Below are 16,928 nucleotides of genomic sequence, written 5' to 3'. Positions count from 1 at the left end.
GATTGTGAGCGACATCGCGCAAATCTTAGTTGACCGAACCGTCCCAAGAAACGTTATCCCAAACCATAACCCACGCGGCGTTTGTCAGTTTAGGCCGACAATAACCGCCACACAGAAGGTAAGTCGCTTACATGGTTCTCCGCAGTTTTTTTGCTCAGGGCAGCTCCAGCCTGGTCGCTACATTCGTCCCGGATACAGCTGACGCGAACGATATCGTGGTCGGAGGCTCGATCATCAACAATTCGGACACACCGGATGGCACCATCTTTACCTACTCGGGCGGCACCGGTACCACTATCACACTGGATGACACTGCTGGCAGCCCTGACGTTTTCGACGATGACCTGCCAGCTGGCCACGTCATCACTGATGGTGGCGGCATAGTGACAAACGGCATGCAGGTAGAATCCGAGTCAGTTATCACTGTGCGAGCCCTGGATGACGATCTCAACCCGACCGGTCCAGAAATCACCATCTATGTGTTTTCCCAAGGCGGCGTGACGCAGGACGTTTGGGGCTATGCTACATCTGCCCCGCTAGATCCCGGAACGTCGTATGTCAAAACCGGTGGTTCGAATGCCGGGTCGTCGGCCTATGCAGACTATGTTACCTGCTTTGGGCCGGGAACCCTTATCGAGACTGCAGACGGTATCGTTGAGGTTCAAGACCTCATCAAAGGTCAACGCGTCTGGACACGGGACAGCGGATTTCAACCGATCCTCTGGATCGGAACGACCGAGGTTCATGGTCATGGGTCATTTGCTCCGGTGGTGATCGAGGCCGGCGCTATCGGGAACACGCAAGAGCTGGTGGTTTCGCAACAGCATCGAATTCTGATCGGCTCACCTGCCACTGACATGCTTTTTGGATCGTCCGAAGTGTTCGTGGCCGCCAAGCATCTGTGTGGCATTCCAGGGGTTTCGATCCGCCCGACGGGTCGCATTACCTACACCCACTTCATGTTCGACCGACACCACATTGTCCGGGCCAACGGCGCGCTGACAGAAAGCTACTATTTCGGCGAAAATGCAAAATACGCGCTGTCGTCCCCACAACGGTCGGAAATCCTGGTGCTATTCCCGTCGATTGAAGATGCCGACAACGCGTTCCGACACACTGCGGTCGCGACGATCGGTGCACGTGAAGCCAGCGTGCTGCGCACTTACCTCTAGCAGATCTGCGAACAGCATTTTGCGCGCCTCAAAGCATGAGGCTCTGAAATCAGCCAGTGTTTCAGAGCCGCCGCAGCAGTTCTTGCTTCATGTTCTCGGGAGCCGTTCGGATCACGTTGCGAAGCCGGCGACGCGTGTATGCTTTCTCACCAGTCACCAACCTGTCCAATATCGTTTGAAAATCTACTACTGGGTGAAATACACGGCGCTCCTGTGCGTCGTTTCGCAAAGCTTCAAACAAATGCGGCGGGTTGGTGTTGAAAGTTTCCGCGTTGACCTGTTCCGGCGCGACATCTTCTAATGCCGCATAGCTGAACCCGTGTTCGGCCACGACACCGGCAAGAATGCCTTCGTCGTTCAGCAACGCTTCGGGGTATTGATTCAAATGCGCCATTCGAAGCGTCTTCATGGCCCCAACTACCTCGCTTTGAACGGAAGTCAGGGGGAAAATACACCCCCAACCCGAAGCAATCCCAAAGTGCCGCAACCCCCGAGAAAACCGCTTGGGCTTCGCCGCCAAACCCAATTGCGCCGCGATCACCTGCGCCGGATGCGCAATCAAGTTTTCGATCAGTGGCTCTACTGCCAAAGGAGGGAGGAATACGTCGGATTCAATCAATACGTAACGGGAATAGCCAGGCATCGCGGCCGCCGCCAAATAGTAACACATGTCACCGCAAAACCAGCCCCAATTTTCGGGCAGTCCGGTCAAACCCAACTTGGCCAGCGCCTCTTCGTCCAGACTTATCTTGGCATAGGGCGAACAATCCTCCAGACCCTCGCGCTCATCTAAGACAACCGCAACTTGCGCACCTGCATCGGACAGTTGCTTGACCAGAAGACGGGGCAATTCCCCAAACCCTTTTGTCCGGACAAGAAACAGAATGTCATTGAAATTGCTCAAAGTGACCTCACTCCGCTAGATGCCGGCGCTGGTCCCTTTGGGCGATCAGAACCATCCGAACTGCAATCTTAGAAGTTGATGCCCGTTTCAATGCAAAGCTCAACGTCAAAGTTGTCCGCAGAATAAGAAAACCCGGGCAGTTGATACCACCCGGGTTCAATAATCTTAGACTGCAGTCTTGGGCTTATTCGCCCGAAGCGGCGGCCACATCCAGAGTCACGCCAGGGCCCATGGTCGAGCTCAGCGCAATTTTCTTCATGTAGGTGCCTTTGGCGCCTGTCGGCTTGGCCTTGGCCACGGCCGAGATAAAGGCGCGGACGTTTTCGACCAGCTTGGCTTCGTCGAAGGACGCTTTGCCAACACCGGCGTGCACAACGCCGCCTTTTTCTGCCTTGAACTGAACTTCACCACCCTTGGCTGCTTCCACGGCCGCTTTCACGTCCATGGTCACGGTGCCAACTTTGGGGTTCGGCATCAGGTTGCGGGGGCCCAGAACTTTGCCCAGACGACCGACGATCGGCATCATGTCCGGGGTGGCAATGCAGCGATCGAATTCGATGGTGCCGCCCTGAATGGTTTCCATCAGGTCCTCTGCGCCAATGATATCCGCACCTGCTTCTTTCGCTTCGTCAGCCTTGGGGCCACGAGCGAACACAGCAACGCGCATGGTTTTACCGGTGCCATTTGGCAGGCCGACAACACCACGAACCATCTGGTCCGCGTGACGGGTGTCAACACCCAGGTTCAGCGCGATCTCGATGGTTTCGTCGAATTTCGAGGTTGCATTGGCTTTGACCAGGGCAACTGCTTCGTCAACCGACAGGTTTTCCTTGCCAGCGACAGCTTCGCGCGCGGCGCGCGTACGTTTACCGAGTTTTGCCATCTTACTTCACCTCGATGCCCATAGAGCGGGCCGAGCCCAGGATGATCTGCATTGCGCCTTCGACGTCGTTGGCGTTCAGATCTTTCATTTTGGCTTCGGCGATTTCGCGAACCTGCTTCGAGGTCACGGTTGCCACGGTCTCACGACCTGGGTTTTCCGCGCCACGGGGACGGTTACGCTTGCCAACCGGCTTCAGACCAGCCGCTTTTTTCAGGTAGTAAGACGCGGGCGGCGTCTTGATGTCCATGGTGAAGGACTTGTCCTGATAATAGGTAATCACGGTCGGGCAAGGAGCGCCTTGCTCCATGTCTGCGGTCTTGGCGTTGAACGCCTTGCAGAATTCCATGATGTTGATGCCGCGCTGACCCAGCGCCGGACCAACTGGCGGCGACGGGTTCGCCTGACCTGCAGGAACCTGCAGTTTCATTGTACCAGCAAGCTTCTTGGCCATTTGGTTTTCCTTTCAACGTAGGCAGGACGCGTCCCACCCGGTTTATGTTGCGTGGTCCGATCCGGGATCGCGATCCCAGCAACCTCCCACGAGAGAATCTCGCCCGAAGACGATAGAGGCGCCATGTATAGGGGAATGGTGGGGTTGGCAAGTAGCTCGCACCTTATTTCCAAAAGGCGCGTTTGTGTCCTGGACGAGCCCCTGTGACAGTTGAAAACAGCAAAACAAAATAAATAAATTGAATACATAAGTTGCTTAAGAAACGCAGGCGGGTATCTTGGTACGGCTTGGACACAGAAGAGGTGGTCAGGGATGGCATCATCTCGACTAAACAAGGGGCTATTGGTCTGCATTCTTTCTGCTATGCTGCCGGGCTGCGGTAGCAAAGCGCAGGATCAGGGTACAGAGCCGAGGGCGGTCACCCAAACCGACGGGTCCAACAGTTCTTCTTCATACTCTTCGGCGGGAATTGATCCCGCCACCTATGCCGGTCAGTTTCAGATCAAATTGACTAAAGAAGTCCCGCTGCGTGAAATTCCGGTTCCGTTCACTGTCTATGGTGGCCTCGAAGAAGCCAGCCCAACCCGTTTGCAACTGCGCGCATTCATGGATTTGCGCGGATTGCAGGAAAAAGCGCCTCAAATACTGACCGGTCCTTTGGAAGAAAGCTGCAAACGCCAGATCTATCTTGAGGTTCGCGACGTCACCGCCATAGACGACACCATAAAGATCGAGGGTTCAGCCCGTGCACAGTTTACGAGATGTAACCGCCATGAAGAACCGGGCTTTCGGTATTTTGGGGCCACGGTAGACGCGGTCGCGGTCGCCAAGGCCGAGGTGAAGGGCCAATGCCTGGCTTTCAGTATCGAAGGCGTCGATCTAAACCCGCGCGGTTTTATTGGCGCTGTCTCCAATCTTTTCGGACTGACCAACCGCATCAACGAAGCCGTCCTCGAAAAAGGCGGGGAATTTTTGGCTGCGCACCCGGTCTGCCCGCCATTGCCCCCTGAGTTCACACTACTCGACCCGATTTACGAGTCCGGAGGCACTCGGGAAATTGCGCCTGGCGGGATGGGTGCTGCCATTGTCGGATCTGCCGATGTCAGCGCTGAGACAATTGTCGAAGTCCTTGGAGGACTTAAGGAGCTTGGCGTATTGGAGTTTGCTGAATGAGACTTTGGTTAATTTTTCCAGTCTTAATGGCAGTTGTTCTGGGAGCCCGAGCACCCAACGCGCAACAGGTAGATTTTGTCATCGACGCAACGCTGCCAGTTCGTGATACGGAATTGCCATATACGCTTGACCTGAACCTCTCCGCTGTTGCCCCTACCCGGATCGGGGTGGGTGCCCTTCTTGATCTGCGCGAAGTACAGAAAACTGTACCTGATCGACTGGCTGAAAACGCGATAGTCGACAATTGCGGCCTGCAAGTCCGACTGGATGAATTCAGCTTTAAAGCCCAAGACGACGCGATAGATCTGGATGGGCAAGTGACCATCACGATCTTTGAATGCAGCCGAACCAGTGAGCGCGACTTTCAGCGGGGTGAACAAAAAAATGCTATCCAGGCAAACATGTCCACCGAAGCGACTGTCGAGTTGCGGGACAACTGTGCCTATTTTGAACTTATCGACCTCGTACTCACGGCTCCCGAAGCGCAACGCGAAAAACTCCTTGAGGACGATACTCTCGAGTCCGTTAAGAAGCTGATGTTGGCCGCCGTAGACCTTGTTTTGAACGAAACCCCTTTGTGTCCGGTGCTGCCGGCAGAGCTCGCGTCTCTTGATCCGGTTTATGACACTGGCGGCCCGCGAGAGATCGGAGAGGGTGGACTTGGTGTATTCTTGGACGGTTCGGTTGATGTCAGCCCGTCGACAATTCTGGACATCCTAACAGTACTTCAACAACAAGAACTAATTCCCGGTCCACCCTAGCTACAAAGCTCTTACTTTCCGGTCGATATCTTCTGCCTTTCGCCCGCGAACCTGAAAAGCTGATGCCATAAAAGCAAAAGCGCCGCGTTGCTACAAGCATCGCGGCGCTCCAAAATTCGCTGAAGTGGGTTTTAGCCCTGCTTCGTAACCTGCGTAAAGTCCAGCTCGACCGGGGTTTCGCGGCCAAAGATCGAGACCGAGACTTTCAGTTTCTGGGCTTCGTCGTCCACACCTTCGACCATACCGTCGAAATCTTCGAACGGGCCGTCGTTGACCTTGACCTTCTCGCCCACTTCGAACGAGATCATCAGTTTCGGCGCGTCTTCACCCTCCTGAACACGGTTGAGGATCTGGTTCACCTCGGCGTCGCGCATCGGCATCGGGCGGCCCTGCGGGCCCAGGAAGCCGGTGACCCGGTTGATCGAGTTGACCAAGTGATAGCCCTGATCCGACATTTCCATATGCACCAGCACGTAGCCGGGCATAAAGCGGCGTTCGGTCGTGACCTTCTTGCCCCGGCGCACTTCGATCACCTCTTCGGTGGGCACCAGTACTTCGTCGATATCGTCCTCAAGGCCTTGCTCAGCCACGGACGTGCGGATCTGCTCTGCGATCTTCTTTTCGAAGTTCGAAAGAACGCTGACCGAGTACCACCGTTTCGCCATGAACCTGTCGTCCTTGTTTGCCTTCGGTGCGTTCGGAATGCCGCAAGCACCGTCATTGAAATTCTGTCACGTCACCCGGAATAAAAAGCGGCGCACAGCCCGAATCGCCGCACGCCCATTCCGAATAGTACTGTGTCAACTACTCTGACATCCCGCGCTGTGCAAGGGGGCTGTGGCGTTTCCGCCCGGCCCAATCCGGTTTAACCGAATGCGCCCAGGATCAGTTGAAGACCGCCGCGAATACCCAGATCGACCAGCGCAAAGAACACGGCGGTCAGTGCCGCCATGATGAACACCATGACCGTGGTCAGCAGAACCTCACGACGCGTGGGCCAGACGACCTTTGCGACTTCGGCGCGGACTTGCTGAATGAACTGGATCGGATTCATTGTTGCCATTTGGCTGGGTTCTCTCTGCTAGCGGATGGGCCGGACATAACCGGGCATTGCGGCAATTTCAAGAGTGGTCAGGACTTGGGCTTGTCATCCCATTCATCGCTGAGGATACGCCGCGCGTCACCTTCGGGATCATCATACTGGTTCGACCGCACCGTGTAGATAAACGCCACAAGGCCAACCCCGCCCAAAAACAGGGAAATCGGTATGAGATAAGCCAGAACTTCCATATCAACTACCTCAGGCGCAGAGCATTCAGGGACACGGTAATGGACGAGGTCGACATCGCCAATGCCGCGATCAGCGGTGTGGCGAACCCGGCCACGGCCAAGGGTACCGCGATGATATTGTAAACCGTGGCGATGCGAAAGTTCTCGCGAATCCTTTTGGTAGCCTTGACTGCCGTGTCACAGGCATCAGCAATCGGCGACAGATCGTTGCCCAGCAATACGATATCGGATGCGACCCGCGCTGCGTCCAGTGCAGAGGCAGGTGAAATTGATACATGCGCCGCGGCAAGCGCCGCCGTATCGTTCAACCCGTCACCAACCATCAGCACATGGTGCCCCCGATCGCTCAGGTCTTGTACATGGGCGGCCTTGTCCTGAGGCAGCGCCTCGGCAATCCATGTTTCAATCCCAAGCTTGCCTGCCAGCGATTGGACCGCGCCTCGTGTATCACCCGAGATGAGAACGACGCTCTTTCCGCCGTCACGGAACGCCTGCACAGCCTCAGCCGCGCCTGAACGCAGCGAATCCGAGAAAAGAAACGCAACCGGTGACTGATCCCTGACCGCCAACCAGGCAGCCGTCTGATCACCCTCAGGAGCGCCGGTCCACCCGGCGCGCCCAAGGCGCACGCGCTTACCGCGGTAGGTTCCTTCGGTGCCATACCCTGGAACCTCGACCAAATCCTCAAGTCTGGCAGGCTTGATCCCGGCATCTCTGGCGGCCTTGGCAAGCGACACCGACAACGGATGCGAAGAGGCCTCGGCCAGTGCCAGTGCAATCTCAAGATCCGCGCGGGAATGATCCTCAAGGTTGGTCAATTCCGGAGTGCCGGATGTAAGTGTGCCGGTTTTATCAAAAACGACCGTATCAACCTCGGCCAGACGTTCCAGCGCAGTAGAGTGTTTGATCAGCATCCCCTTGCGGAACAGTCGCCCCGAGGCCGCCGTCGTCACCGCAGGCACGGCAAGCCCCAGCGCACAGGGGCAGGTGATGATCAGAACCGCCGCAGCGATGTTCAGCGCGGTTCGGATATCGCCGGAATAGATGTACCAACCCAAAAAACTGAGCGCGGACAGAATATGCACCCCCGGCGCGTATAGCTTGGCCGCCTTGTCAGCCAGCGACGTATAGCGCGATCGACCGGATTCTGCGATGGCCACCAGATCCGCCATACGGTGCAGTGAAGTATCCTCACCGACCGCTGTGGTCCGGATCGTCAGCGGGCCGGTCAGGTTAACCTCACCCGCGCTGACGGCAAGACCAGCTTCGGCAAAGACCGGGAGGGTCTCGCCCGTCAACAATGACCGGTCGAGCTCCGACTTGCCCGATACAATCTCACCATCCACAGGCATACGCCCGCCGGGCCGAACTAGAATCAGATCACCAACCGCGAGGCTTGCGACGGACACCTCTTCTTCGGCCCCATCAACTAAGCGAATGGCACGCGGCACTTCCAGGGCCGTCAGTTCTTCGGCTGCTGATCGCGCTGCGGCGCGGGTGCGGTAGTCCAGATATCGGCCCGCGAGCAGGAAGAAAGTCAGCGTCAGTGCGGCGTCGAAATAGGCATGCTCTCCGCTGAGCGCGGTTTCCCACAGCGACGTAATGAGCGCCAACAGAATGGCCAGCACAATCGGCACATCCATGTTCAATCGTTTGACGCGCAGCGCACTCCAGGCGTTGGCAAAGAAGGGCTGCGCGGAAAAGGCAATTGCCGGCAGCGCAATGGCCGCTGAAATCCAGTGAAACAGGTCCCGCGTCGCATCCGTAGCCCCAGACCAGACCGACACAGACAACAGCATCACGTTCATCGACGCGAAACCAGCCACCGCCAATCGCATCAGCAGATCACGCCCGGCCTTGTCGGATTGGGTTGCCGACAAAGCGCCCGGGTCCAGCTCATGTGCCTCATACCCGGCGCGCTCCAAAACGGGGATCAGGTCGGCAGCGCGCGTCTCAGCGGCTGCTTTGACCATTGCACGCTTGAGCGTCAGATTGACTCGCGCGTCCTCGACGCCCGGATGGGCGTTCAGCGCGCGTTCAACATTCGCAATACAGGCCGAGCAATGAATGCCGGGCAGGGATAGGGCAATCTGCACATCTTCAGGAACGGGTCGCGCTGGTTCCGCCGGTGCTGCGATGCAACCGGGGCACGCCGCCGTACCTGAGCTGAGCTGAGCGGTCATCCCCTACCCTTTCACATACAACGGAACCCGCTGCGCAAATTCGGCACCGCTGTTGTCTATGGCCACCAGACGGATGTTCCAGTTCCCCTTGCCCAGCGCTGCGGGCGTGGAATAGGCGGTCCCGTCAAAAGTGAAATCCGGGGTGAAATCCTCTTTCACATGTGTCGCCCGGCCAACAACTGCCTGCAACTCGACCACCTGGACCGGCGCGCCGGTTTGGTCGGTGATGTGCAGGATCAAAAGACCGCCATTGGTCTCAGCCCGAATTTCCCAACCCAAGGCCTGTTGCACCTTCAGGCGCTCGTTGAACTCCTGACTGGCGACGTAAGAGTTTTTGACCTCGAGCCCGGGAAAGGTTTGGACAGCTTTGTAGGCCAGCACCAGATTCACGGAAATGATCACCCCGAAAGCAGCGACAAAGATCGCTAGAAAGTGCTTTCCGGTAAATTGACGCTCGGCCATCTCAGTTTCCTCGTCCATTGAACGTCGTGTCCTTGTAGGCGCGCTCACCGCTTTCAATATCCTCGATCCAGATCCGAACCGGTGTCGCGTCCGCCGCTGCCGGATCCGTGTCTTTCGAGGCGATAATATAGACCCGCTGCAATTGCGCAGTATCCGCCGTGACATTCACCGTATCAAGTGGCGTGCCTTCGATCACGATCCGCATCGCCGGATCACCGGACAGAGACAGCTTGAACAGCCGTTCCTCGCCATGTTTGTTCCGCACGCGCACGTCATAGGTATTACGGATCGTACCGTCGGACAGGGTGACAAAGGTCGGGTTGCGAACCGGGGCCACGGTAACTTCGATGTCGGACCGGATGAACAGGGCAAACAGCAGCCCAAAGCCGACAAGTGACCAAAGGGCCGTGTACAGGAGGGTCCGGGGCCGCAGGATATGTTTCCAGACATTTTTGGGAGGCTTACCTGCCCGCTCGTTGGCTTCGTCGCTCAGAGCCATATAGTCGATCAGACCACGCGGTTTGCCGATCTTGGCCATCATGTCGTCACAGGCGTCGATACACAGCGCACAGGTGATGCACTCCAATTGCTGTCCGTCGCGAATGTCGATCCCAACCGGGCAGACATTGACGCAGGCCATACAGTCGATGCAGTCCCCCAGCTCGGAATCCGCAGTTCGTTTGCCCTTACCACGCGGCTCACCACGCCATTCACGGTACCCGACGACCAGTGTATCCTCGTCCATCATCGCCGCCTGAATCCGCGGCCATGGGCAGGCATAGATACAGATCTGTTCGCGCGCGAAGCCACCGAACAGGAAGGTCGTTCCCGTCAAAATCAATATTGTCGTATAGGCAACCGGATGGGCGTTCCCGGTCACAAGGTCCCGCAGAAGCGTCGGCGCATCGGCGAAATAGAACACCCAGGCACCACCGGTCGCCAGACCGATCAAGAGCCAGGCAGCCCATTTCGTCAGCCGCAACCGCGCTTTACGAAAGTCTAGCTTTTCCTGACGATGCAGGCGCAACCGGGCATTCCGATCCCCCTCAATCCAGCGTTCGACAAGGATGAACAAGTCAGTCCAAACCGTCTGCGGGCAGGCATATCCGCACCACACGCGCCCCAGCGCCGAGGTGAAAAGGAACAACCCCAACCCGGCCATGATCAACAGACCGGCAACAAAGTAGAATTCATGCGGCCAGATCTCGATCCAGAAGAAATAGAACCTGCGGTTGGCCAAATCCAGCAACACCGCCTGATCCGGTAGGCTGGGCCCCCGGTCCCATCTGATCCACGGGGTGATGTAATAGATCCCCAATGTGACCGCGAGAATGATCCATTTCAGATTGCGAAACGGCCCGGACACGCGACGCGGAAATATGGGTTCTCGTGCGGCGTAAAGGCTGGGTGCGGGGTCGGAATCGCTCACGGGCTGGCTCCAGATGTGGCTATATCACGGTGTCTTGTTCCAGAACACAAAGTTAGTCACTTTGACATGGGTCAAAAGCGCATCGTGCAGACACCTTTTGTCACATCTTACCAGCTTGCCGCCTGAGCCATGCAATAAAAGTTTTTGCCGCCGGACGCAGAGGGAAATCGCCAGTAACAAGGTGATATCCGCTGTTTTCGGGCTCGCGAAACAGTTCGATGATTTGGCCCGACGTGATTTCTGCTTCGACAAAATGCCGCGCCGTGACGGTTACGCCCTGCCCCGCGCGCAACCCTTCCAAAAGCAGATTGCCGGGCAATGAGATTCGCCCTGCATTTGGCCCGTGCCCGACACCACGTCGGGCCAGCCAGTTGGTTGCCTCGGTGGTGCCGAACTCTTCCAGCCAGGGCAGTTCGCTGAGCTCGTCTGGCGTCCACGACGTTTTTTCCCCCACCAGATTGCGGGCCGCGACGATCACCATAGGGCTTTGCAGCAACATTTCTGTACGGACACCGGGCCATGTGCCCGCGCCATAGCGGATGGCCACATCGACACCACCGGGATCCAGGCTGACCAGTGCAGGTGACGGATCAAGCGCCAATTGGATATCCGGGTGTTCGGCCTGAAATGCAGGCAGGCGGGGCATCAACCATGACGCCGCAAAGGACGACGTCAAAGATACATGAACCGGACGATCCTGTTTGGATTGGGTCAGTTCTACCAAGGCATCGCCAATCGCACCGAACCCAAGATGCAGTGCGCGCGCTAACCTTTCACCTTCTGGCGTCAAGGTCATGGATTTGCCGGTGCGGTCCAACAGCGCAATTTCGAGGTGCTTCTCAAGCGCGCGCAATTGCTGGCTGATGGCAGCGTGGCTGACATTCAGTGAGTTTCCCGCTTCCACCACATTCCGTGTCGCCGCAAAAGCGGAAAAAGCTCTGAGCGATGCGAGGGGCGGCATTTCCATCCAGTTCATATGTAAGCCCTGATTACATATAGAAATGCTAATTGAGTCGCATTTTGCAGTCTGAAAATCAATCCTGATGACAGAAGAAACAAAACTCAGGAGATGTCAGATGCTCTCAATTCTTGCAAAGTCATTCATGATTGCCACCCAGACACATGAGTTGGATGAACCAAAATCATCGGATCAATCTGACAGACAAAAGCAACGCTGGTTGCCGGAAAGTCATTGGTGGAGGCAGCACAAACGCGCCAGTTTTTCGCAATGCGACTAGCAAACCGAAGCCCGCGTCTGGACCGCCTCGCTGGTGATTTGTAAAGTAGAGAGGCAGCACCGGCTGTTCAGGAAACGCGCGAACAGATGGAACAGCCGGTGCCTCAACCTTCGGACGGCGAACCGTCCGAAGGTATTCTTTTGCGGTTACTGACCGCCACCCAACTGGTGAACATATGCGGTGACAGCGCGGATTTGCGCGTCGCTCAGGCGATTTTCCCATGCAGGCATCACACCAAAGCGGCTGTTGGTCACCGTTTCTGTCAGGGCTTCCTGGCTGCCGCCGTATAGCCAGATCGCATCGGTCAGGTTCGGAGCACCTTGGGTGACATCGCCCTTGCCGTCTTCGCCATGGCAAGAGGAACAGTTGTCCTCAAAAACAACTTTGCCCGCCTGCGCCGCCGCATCATCGCTTTGCGCATTGGTCAGAGACATGACGTATTGCACGACTTGGGTGACTTCTTCTTTTTCGAGGATTTCACCGAAGGCTGGCATCTCGGAATAGCGCGCGTCGTCGCTTTCTTCATTCCGAATACCATAGGCAATGGTGGTCTCGATATCTTCCAGCGAACCACCCCAGAGCCATGCGTCATCCAGCAGGTTCGGGAAACCCGGCGCACCCTGTGCACCCGAACCGTGGCACTGTGCGCACCATGTCCGGAATACCGCGCCGCCCGCATTGACCGCGTATTGCTGCAGCTCGGGATCTTTCGAGACATCCTCAAGCGAGGTTTCAACCAGTTTGGCGTTCCACGGCGCATTGGCCTCTTCGAAGGAAACGATCTCTTCCTGCACCAATTCTCGTGAAGACCAGCCAAGCACGCCCGCAGTTGCGGACTGAACCAGCGGCCAGGCAGGATACATGATCGTGTAGATCACACCCCAGATGATCGTGACGTAAAAGGTCCACAGCCACCAGCGTGGCATCGGGTTGTCGAATTCCTCGATGCCATCCCAGCTGTGGCCCGTGGTATTCGGATCGCCCGGCTGTTTTTCAGGTATCTTGCTCATTGCCGCGCCTCCTTGGATGTGGCGGGTTTGTCGCCCCCACGGGGCGCAGCTGTTTCGTCACCCTTGAGGGGCGCAGGGGCATCTTCGTGCCGGAACGGGATGTTGGCGGTGTCCTTGTATTCTTTGCTGGCTCCGGGACGGAAAACCCAGATCACGATGCCAACAAAGAAGACAAACAGTACCAACAGCATCCAGCTATCCGCGAATTGCCTCAGGATTGTGTATTCTTCCATCACACCCTCCTTTAGCGGCTCGGGTCTGGGGTGAAGGTCGAGAAATCGACCAGTGTTCCCAGCATCTGCAGATAAGCAACCAACGCATCGGCTTCGGTCAGTTCCGGCTGACCGTCGAAGTTTCGAATGCTAACCTTGTCGCCGTATCGTTCCAGAAGACCATCATAGTCGCTGTCCGGGTCGGCCTGCGCACGAAAATCCGCCTGCGCATTTGCCAGCATTTCTTCGGTATAGGGCGTGCCCACAACAGCATTCGCCGCCATGACGTCACCGATATACTTGCCGTCGATCTTGCGATGCTCGAGGAAGCCGTATTTCGGCATCACCGATTCCGGAACCACCGACTGCGGGTCACGCAGGTGATCCACGTGCCACTGGTCGGAATAGCGGCCACCCACACGCGCCAGGTCAGGTCCAGTACGCTTGGACCCCCATTGGAACGGGTGGTCGTACATCGACTCGGCCGCCAGCGAGTAGTGGCCATAGCGTTCGACCTCGTCCCGCATCGGGCGGATCATCTGGCTGTGGCAGGTATAGCAGCCTTCGCGGATGTAGATGTCACGGCCCGCCATTTCGAGAGGGGTGTAAGGGCGCATGCCCTCCACCTTCTCGATGGTGTTCTCAAGATAGAACAGCGGGGTGATCTGCACGATGCCACCGATGGTCACGACCAAAAAGCTGAAGATCAGCAGGAGGGTCGCGTTGGTCTCGAGGATCTTATGTTTGTCGAGAATTGCCATTGCTCCGGCCCTCCTATTCAGCCGGGACCGCGACGGTCAGGCTGGCCTCTTTGGCCGGCGCTTTCCGCACAGTCATCCACAGGTTGTAGCACATGATCAACGCACCAGCGACGAACATCACGCCACCCAAAGCACGCACCACATACATCGGGAATTTGGCAGCCACGGTGTCAGCGAACGAGTTCACCAGGAAGCCGTTGGCATCCACTTCACGCCACATCAGGCCTTCCATGATACCGGTCACCCACATCGACGCGGCGTACAGAACGATACCGATAGTGGCGAGCCAGAAGTGCCAGCTGACCATCTGCAGCGAATACAGACGCTCACGTTTCCACAGCACAGGCACCAGGAAATACAGCGCACCAAAGGTGATCATGCCGTTCCAGCCCAGCGCGCCCGAGTGTACGTGACCAATGGTCCAGTCGGTATAGTGCGACAGCGAGTTCACCGCACGGATCGACATCATCGGCCCCTCGAACGTGGACATGCCGTAGAACCCGACCGAGATCACCATCATTCGGATCACCGGGTCAGTACGCAGCTTGTCCCACGCGCCCGACAGGGTCATCAGACCGTTGATCATACCACCCCAGGACGGCATCCACAGGATGATCGAGAACACCATGCCCAGCGTCGACGCCCAATCCGGCAGCGCGGTATAATGCAGGTGGTGCGGACCGGCCCAGATATACAGGAAGATCAGCGCCCAGAAGTGGATGATCGACAGCTTGTAGCTGAATACCGGGCGCTCGGCCTGTTTCGGGATGAAATAGTACATCATGCCCAGGAAGCCCGCGGTCAGGAAGAAGCCCACGGCGTTGTGGCCGTACCACCACTGGATCATGGCGTCTTGTACGCCCGACCAGACGATGACTGACTTCGACCCCCAAACGCTGACCGGGATGGTCATGTTGTTAACCAAGTGCAGCATGGCAACGGTCACGATGAACGCCAGATAGAACCAGTTCGCCACGTAGATGTGGGGCTCTTTCCGCCGGACGATCGTACCCAGGAATACGGCCAGATAGGCCACCCAGACGATGGTCAGCCACAGGTCAACGTACCATTCGGGTTCCGCGTATTCCTTGGACTGCGTTCCACCCAGCACATAGCCGGTTGCTGCCAGAACGATGAACAGCTGATAGCCCCAGAACACGAACCACGCCAGATTGCCGCCCCATAGGCGCGCAGCGCTTGTGCGCTGGACCACATAGAAAGACGTCGCGATCAGCGCGTTACCACCAAAGGCAAAAATCACAGCCGAGGTGTGCAACGGACGCAAACGGCCAAAGTTCAGATAGCCTTGTGCCCACTCGAAGTTCAGCACCGGAAAGGCCAACTGAAAGGCGATAAAGGTCCCCGCAAGGAACCCGACCACCCCCCAGAAGGCAGTTGCGATCACGCCATAGCGGATCACGTCATCCATGTACTCGGCCGAACGGTCGACGAGGATATCTGGCTCATCCGTATTTCTCAGCGTCCAGATGAACAATCCACCGGCGATCAGCATCACCAGAATTGCATGCACCTGATACGCCAAATCGCGTGCGTAATTGGTTCCGATCGCCGCGAATATCGCGATCAGACCAAGCACGATCAGCTTGATGTAATTTGACATATTGCGTCCCTTTGCCATGCCCCGCGCGATTCTTATTTGTCGCGGAACCCTTTTGACTGGCCGTTGTTTTGTCGGACAGCGGCCAACCTCGCTTTGATCTGTATCAAGACAATAGCCCGAAATCTGTGACAATCCTAAGCCTTAGACTGAGTTGCATGGCCGCATGCCACTTAGCCCTGAAGACAAGAGGTCAAAATGGCGTACAAATCTCTTCTCACAGTCGTAACGGACTCGAGACAATCACAATCAGCCTTGGCGCAAATGGTTGCGCTGGCAAATGCACAGGATGCGCATGCTGAAGCGCTATGCCTTGGCGTCGATCGCAGCCAAGCGGGCTATTATTACGCAGGTGCAAATGCTCTGGTCCTGCAAGAAACGCTGAGCCGGGCCAACGCAGACGCCGACGAACTGCTGACGCAAACTCAGGAATATCTGGGCAAATCCGATATTCGCTGGTCTGCCGAAAGCGGGGTCGCTCAGATCGCCGATATTGGTCGGCACGTAGCGCATCGTGCCCGGTTCTCGGATCTGGTTGTCCTGCCTAAACCTTATGGCAAAGACCGCAGCGCCGAGGCCGAACCAATTGTCGAAGCCGCCATGTTCGAGGGTCACGCGCCAATTCTGGTCACGCCTGATAGCTCAGCGCCCTTTGAGCGTCCTAGTACTGTGCTGATCGGGTGGAATGAAAGTGTCGAAGCCATGCGCGCCATCCGGTGCGCCCTGCCTTTCCTGACGCAAGCTGATCTGGTCCGAATTGTCGTTATCGACCCGCCGCGCCACGGCCCCGACCGCTCTGACCCCGGTGGGCTGCTGTCTCAGATGTTGGCTCGTCATGGGGCCAAATGTGAAATTGATGTGCTCAGCAAAACCATGACCCGTGTCTCAGACATCCTGAACAGGCACGCCGAAGATAGTGAGGCGGACATGATCGTTATGGGTGCATATGGTCATTCAAGGTTCCGCGAAGCCATCCTGGGCGGGGCGACTCGCAACATGCTGGAACAAGCTTCGGTCCCAGTGTTTCTGGCACACTGATCAGGCGTGTTTCCTATTCAGGGCCTTCCGTTCGGACGGATGGCCTAGACGCGTTTTATGAGACCAATCACAAACAACAGTATGACCGCGCCGATGGTTGCGAAGAATATTGACGAAAACACGCCGCCGCCAACCGAAAAGCCCAGCGCCGGGAAAATCAGACCTGCAAGAAAGGCGCCCACGATCCCGACTATGATGTTCCCGATCAGGCCGAACCCGCGGCCTTCCATAATTTTTCCCGAAAGCCACCCGGCGATCGCACCGATGACCAGCATTGCCAAAATGCTACTGAATTCCATGCCTTACTCCTGCGTGGTTCATTCACGGATTCAGTAAATCACGG

19 protein-coding genes are annotated in these 16,928 nt (G+C 56.9%); 4 read left to right on the top strand and 15 right to left on the bottom strand.

Translation table 11 applies throughout. The features are described from left to right. Positions 1 to 131: 131 nt before the first annotated feature. On the top strand, positions 132 to 1,172 hold the full coding sequence (locus AC2FIB_RS14060; protein WP_496735722.1) for a Hint domain-containing protein: 1,041 nt from the start codon (positions 132 to 134) through the stop codon (positions 1,170 to 1,172). A gap of 61 nt (positions 1,173 to 1,233) precedes the next feature. On the opposite strand, the gene AC2FIB_RS14055 is transcribed toward AC2FIB_RS14060, so the two are convergent. The 3 genes from AC2FIB_RS14055 to rplK form a co-directional block, all read right to left on the bottom strand. Continuing rightward, positions 1,234 to 2,076, bottom strand: coding sequence for a hypothetical protein (locus AC2FIB_RS14055; RefSeq protein WP_496735720.1), 843 nt, complete (start codon positions 2,074 to 2,076; stop codon positions 1,234 to 1,236). 184 nt (positions 2,077 to 2,260) lie between these two features. Continuing rightward, positions 2,261 to 2,959 (bottom strand): 50S ribosomal protein L1, encoded by a 699-nt coding sequence (gene rplA / locus AC2FIB_RS14050; protein WP_058272485.1) that lies wholly within the window; start codon positions 2,957 to 2,959, stop codon positions 2,261 to 2,263. Between the two features lies 1 nt (position 2,960). After that, positions 2,961 to 3,410, bottom strand: a complete 450-nt coding sequence (rplK, locus tag AC2FIB_RS14045; protein ID WP_037314971.1) for a 50S ribosomal protein L11 — start codon at positions 3,408 to 3,410, stop codon at positions 2,961 to 2,963. 312 nt (positions 3,411 to 3,722) lie between these two features. On the opposite strand from rplK, the gene AC2FIB_RS14040 reads away from it, so the two are divergent. Together AC2FIB_RS14040 and AC2FIB_RS14035 are read left to right on the top strand one after the other, a co-directional pair. Continuing rightward, positions 3,723 to 4,583 (top strand): hypothetical protein, encoded by an 861-nt coding sequence (locus tag AC2FIB_RS14040; protein WP_496735719.1) that lies wholly within the window; start codon positions 3,723 to 3,725, stop codon positions 4,581 to 4,583. Next, complete coding sequence (locus AC2FIB_RS14035) at positions 4,580 to 5,344, top strand: hypothetical protein (protein ID WP_160116423.1); 765 nt, start codon at positions 4,580 to 4,582, stop codon at positions 5,342 to 5,344. Before AC2FIB_RS14040 ends, AC2FIB_RS14035 begins: the two co-directional genes overlap by 4 nt. Positions 5,345 to 5,475: 131 nt before the next feature. Here the strand turns inward: AC2FIB_RS14035 and nusG are convergent, their stop codons facing one another. The 11 genes from nusG to ccoN form a co-directional block, all read right to left on the bottom strand. Next, positions 5,476 to 6,009: a transcription termination/antitermination protein NusG gene (gene nusG, locus AC2FIB_RS14030; protein ID WP_058272488.1), complete on the bottom strand. Its 534-nt coding sequence runs from the start codon at positions 6,007 to 6,009 to the stop codon at positions 5,476 to 5,478. Positions 6,010 to 6,209: 200 nt separating this feature from the next. Continuing rightward, on the bottom strand, positions 6,210 to 6,407 hold the full coding sequence (gene secE / locus AC2FIB_RS14025) for a preprotein translocase subunit SecE (RefSeq protein WP_058272489.1): 198 nt from the start codon (positions 6,405 to 6,407) through the stop codon (positions 6,210 to 6,212). Positions 6,408 to 6,475: 68 nt separating this feature from the next. Then, positions 6,476 to 6,634, bottom strand: a complete 159-nt coding sequence (gene ccoS / locus AC2FIB_RS14020) for a cbb3-type cytochrome oxidase assembly protein CcoS (RefSeq protein WP_058272490.1) — start codon at positions 6,632 to 6,634, stop codon at positions 6,476 to 6,478. Positions 6,635 to 6,639: 5 nt separating this feature from the next. Beyond that, positions 6,640 to 8,817, bottom strand: coding sequence for a heavy metal translocating P-type ATPase (locus AC2FIB_RS14015; RefSeq protein ID WP_496735717.1), 2,178 nt, complete (start codon positions 8,815 to 8,817; stop codon positions 6,640 to 6,642). A gap of 3 nt (positions 8,818 to 8,820) precedes the next feature. Then, positions 8,821 to 9,279 carry a FixH family protein gene (locus AC2FIB_RS14010; RefSeq protein WP_496842282.1) on the bottom strand — a complete coding sequence of 153 codons (459 nt, stop codon included), beginning with the start codon at positions 9,277 to 9,279 and terminating at the stop codon, positions 8,821 to 8,823. A gap of 1 nt (position 9,280) precedes the next feature. Continuing rightward, positions 9,281 to 10,708, bottom strand: coding sequence for a cytochrome c oxidase accessory protein CcoG (ccoG, locus tag AC2FIB_RS14005; protein ID WP_496842276.1), 1,428 nt, complete (start codon positions 10,706 to 10,708; stop codon positions 9,281 to 9,283). A gap of 100 nt (positions 10,709 to 10,808) precedes the next feature. Next, positions 10,809 to 11,684: a LysR family transcriptional regulator gene (locus AC2FIB_RS14000; protein ID WP_496735715.1), complete on the bottom strand. Its 876-nt coding sequence runs from the start codon at positions 11,682 to 11,684 to the stop codon at positions 10,809 to 10,811. A 408-nt stretch (positions 11,685 to 12,092) separates the two neighbouring features. Beyond that, positions 12,093 to 12,956 (bottom strand): cytochrome-c oxidase, cbb3-type subunit III, encoded by an 864-nt coding sequence (ccoP, locus tag AC2FIB_RS13995; RefSeq protein ID WP_496735713.1) that lies wholly within the window; start codon positions 12,954 to 12,956, stop codon positions 12,093 to 12,095. Next, on the bottom strand, positions 12,953 to 13,189 hold the full coding sequence (locus AC2FIB_RS13990; protein WP_472724514.1) for a cbb3-type cytochrome oxidase subunit 3: 237 nt from the start codon (positions 13,187 to 13,189) through the stop codon (positions 12,953 to 12,955). Before AC2FIB_RS13990 ends, ccoP begins: the two co-directional genes overlap by 4 nt. Positions 13,190 to 13,200: 11 nt before the next feature. Further along, positions 13,201 to 13,929 (bottom strand): cytochrome-c oxidase, cbb3-type subunit II, encoded by a 729-nt coding sequence (gene ccoO / locus AC2FIB_RS13985; RefSeq protein WP_058272496.1) that lies wholly within the window; start codon positions 13,927 to 13,929, stop codon positions 13,201 to 13,203. Positions 13,930 to 13,942: 13 nt separating this feature from the next. Beyond that, positions 13,943 to 15,550 (bottom strand): cytochrome-c oxidase, cbb3-type subunit I, encoded by a 1,608-nt coding sequence (gene ccoN, locus AC2FIB_RS13980; RefSeq protein WP_472724515.1) that lies wholly within the window; start codon positions 15,548 to 15,550, stop codon positions 13,943 to 13,945. 195 nt (positions 15,551 to 15,745) lie between these two features. Here ccoN and AC2FIB_RS13975 point away from each other — a divergent pair, with 195 nt between their 5' ends. Then, positions 15,746 to 16,585: a universal stress protein gene (locus tag AC2FIB_RS13975; protein ID WP_496735711.1), complete on the top strand. Its 840-nt coding sequence runs from the start codon at positions 15,746 to 15,748 to the stop codon at positions 16,583 to 16,585. Between the two features lie 44 nt (positions 16,586 to 16,629). Here the strand turns inward: AC2FIB_RS13975 and AC2FIB_RS13970 are convergent, their stop codons facing one another. Beyond that, positions 16,630 to 16,884, bottom strand: coding sequence for a GlsB/YeaQ/YmgE family stress response membrane protein (locus tag AC2FIB_RS13970; protein WP_496735709.1), 255 nt, complete (start codon positions 16,882 to 16,884; stop codon positions 16,630 to 16,632). Between the last annotated feature and the right edge of the window lie 44 nt (positions 16,885 to 16,928).

The sequence above is a fragment of the Ruegeria sp. YTSA072 genome (assembly GCF_059610285.1).
Note: the sequence above shows the minus strand (reverse complement) of the source record. Positions and strands in the feature narration are given on the sequence as shown.

What these genes read in the sequence shown, in the direction of transcription:
- AC2FIB_RS14060 (WP_496735722.1), top strand. Translation starts at nt 132, where the DNA reads ATGGTTCTCCGCAGTTTTTTTGCTCAGGGCAGCTCCAGCCTGGTCGCT.
- AC2FIB_RS14040 (WP_496735719.1), top strand. Translation starts at nt 3,723, where the DNA reads ATGGCATCATCTCGACTAAACAAGGGGCTATTGGTCTGCATTCTTTCT.
- ccoN (WP_472724515.1), bottom strand. Translation starts at nt 15,550, where the DNA reads ATGTCAAATTACATCAAGCTGATCGTGCTTGGTCTGATCGCGATATTC.
- nusG (WP_058272488.1), bottom strand. Translation starts at nt 6,009, where the DNA reads ATGGCGAAACGGTGGTACTCGGTCAGCGTTCTTTCGAACTTCGAAAAG.
- ccoO (WP_058272496.1), bottom strand. Translation starts at nt 13,929, where the DNA reads ATGGCAATTCTCGACAAACATAAGATCCTCGAGACCAACGCGACCCTC.
- AC2FIB_RS14010 (WP_496842282.1), bottom strand. Translation starts at nt 9,279, where the DNA reads ATGGCCGAGCGTCAATTTACCGGAAAGCACTTTCTAGCGATCTTTGTC.
- secE (WP_058272489.1), bottom strand. Translation starts at nt 6,407, where the DNA reads ATGGCAACAATGAATCCGATCCAGTTCATTCAGCAAGTCCGCGCCGAA.
- AC2FIB_RS14000 (WP_496735715.1), bottom strand. Translation starts at nt 11,684, where the DNA reads ATGAACTGGATGGAAATGCCGCCCCTCGCATCGCTCAGAGCTTTTTCC.
- AC2FIB_RS14015 (WP_496735717.1), bottom strand. Translation starts at nt 8,817, where the DNA reads ATGACCGCTCAGCTCAGCTCAGGTACGGCGGCGTGCCCCGGTTGCATC.
- AC2FIB_RS13970 (WP_496735709.1), bottom strand. Translation starts at nt 16,884, where the DNA reads ATGGAATTCAGTAGCATTTTGGCAATGCTGGTCATCGGTGCGATCGCC.
- ccoP (WP_496735713.1), bottom strand. Translation starts at nt 12,956, where the DNA reads ATGAGCAAGATACCTGAAAAACAGCCGGGCGATCCGAATACCACGGGC.
- rplK (WP_037314971.1), bottom strand. Translation starts at nt 3,410, where the DNA reads ATGGCCAAGAAGCTTGCTGGTACAATGAAACTGCAGGTTCCTGCAGGT.
- rplA (WP_058272485.1), bottom strand. Translation starts at nt 2,959, where the DNA reads ATGGCAAAACTCGGTAAACGTACGCGCGCCGCGCGCGAAGCTGTCGCT.
- AC2FIB_RS14035 (WP_160116423.1), top strand. Translation starts at nt 4,580, where the DNA reads ATGAGACTTTGGTTAATTTTTCCAGTCTTAATGGCAGTTGTTCTGGGA.
- AC2FIB_RS13975 (WP_496735711.1), top strand. Translation starts at nt 15,746, where the DNA reads ATGGCGTACAAATCTCTTCTCACAGTCGTAACGGACTCGAGACAATCA.
- ccoS (WP_058272490.1), bottom strand. Translation starts at nt 6,634, where the DNA reads ATGGAAGTTCTGGCTTATCTCATACCGATTTCCCTGTTTTTGGGCGGG.
- AC2FIB_RS13990 (WP_472724514.1), bottom strand. Translation starts at nt 13,189, where the DNA reads ATGGAAGAATACACAATCCTGAGGCAATTCGCGGATAGCTGGATGCTG.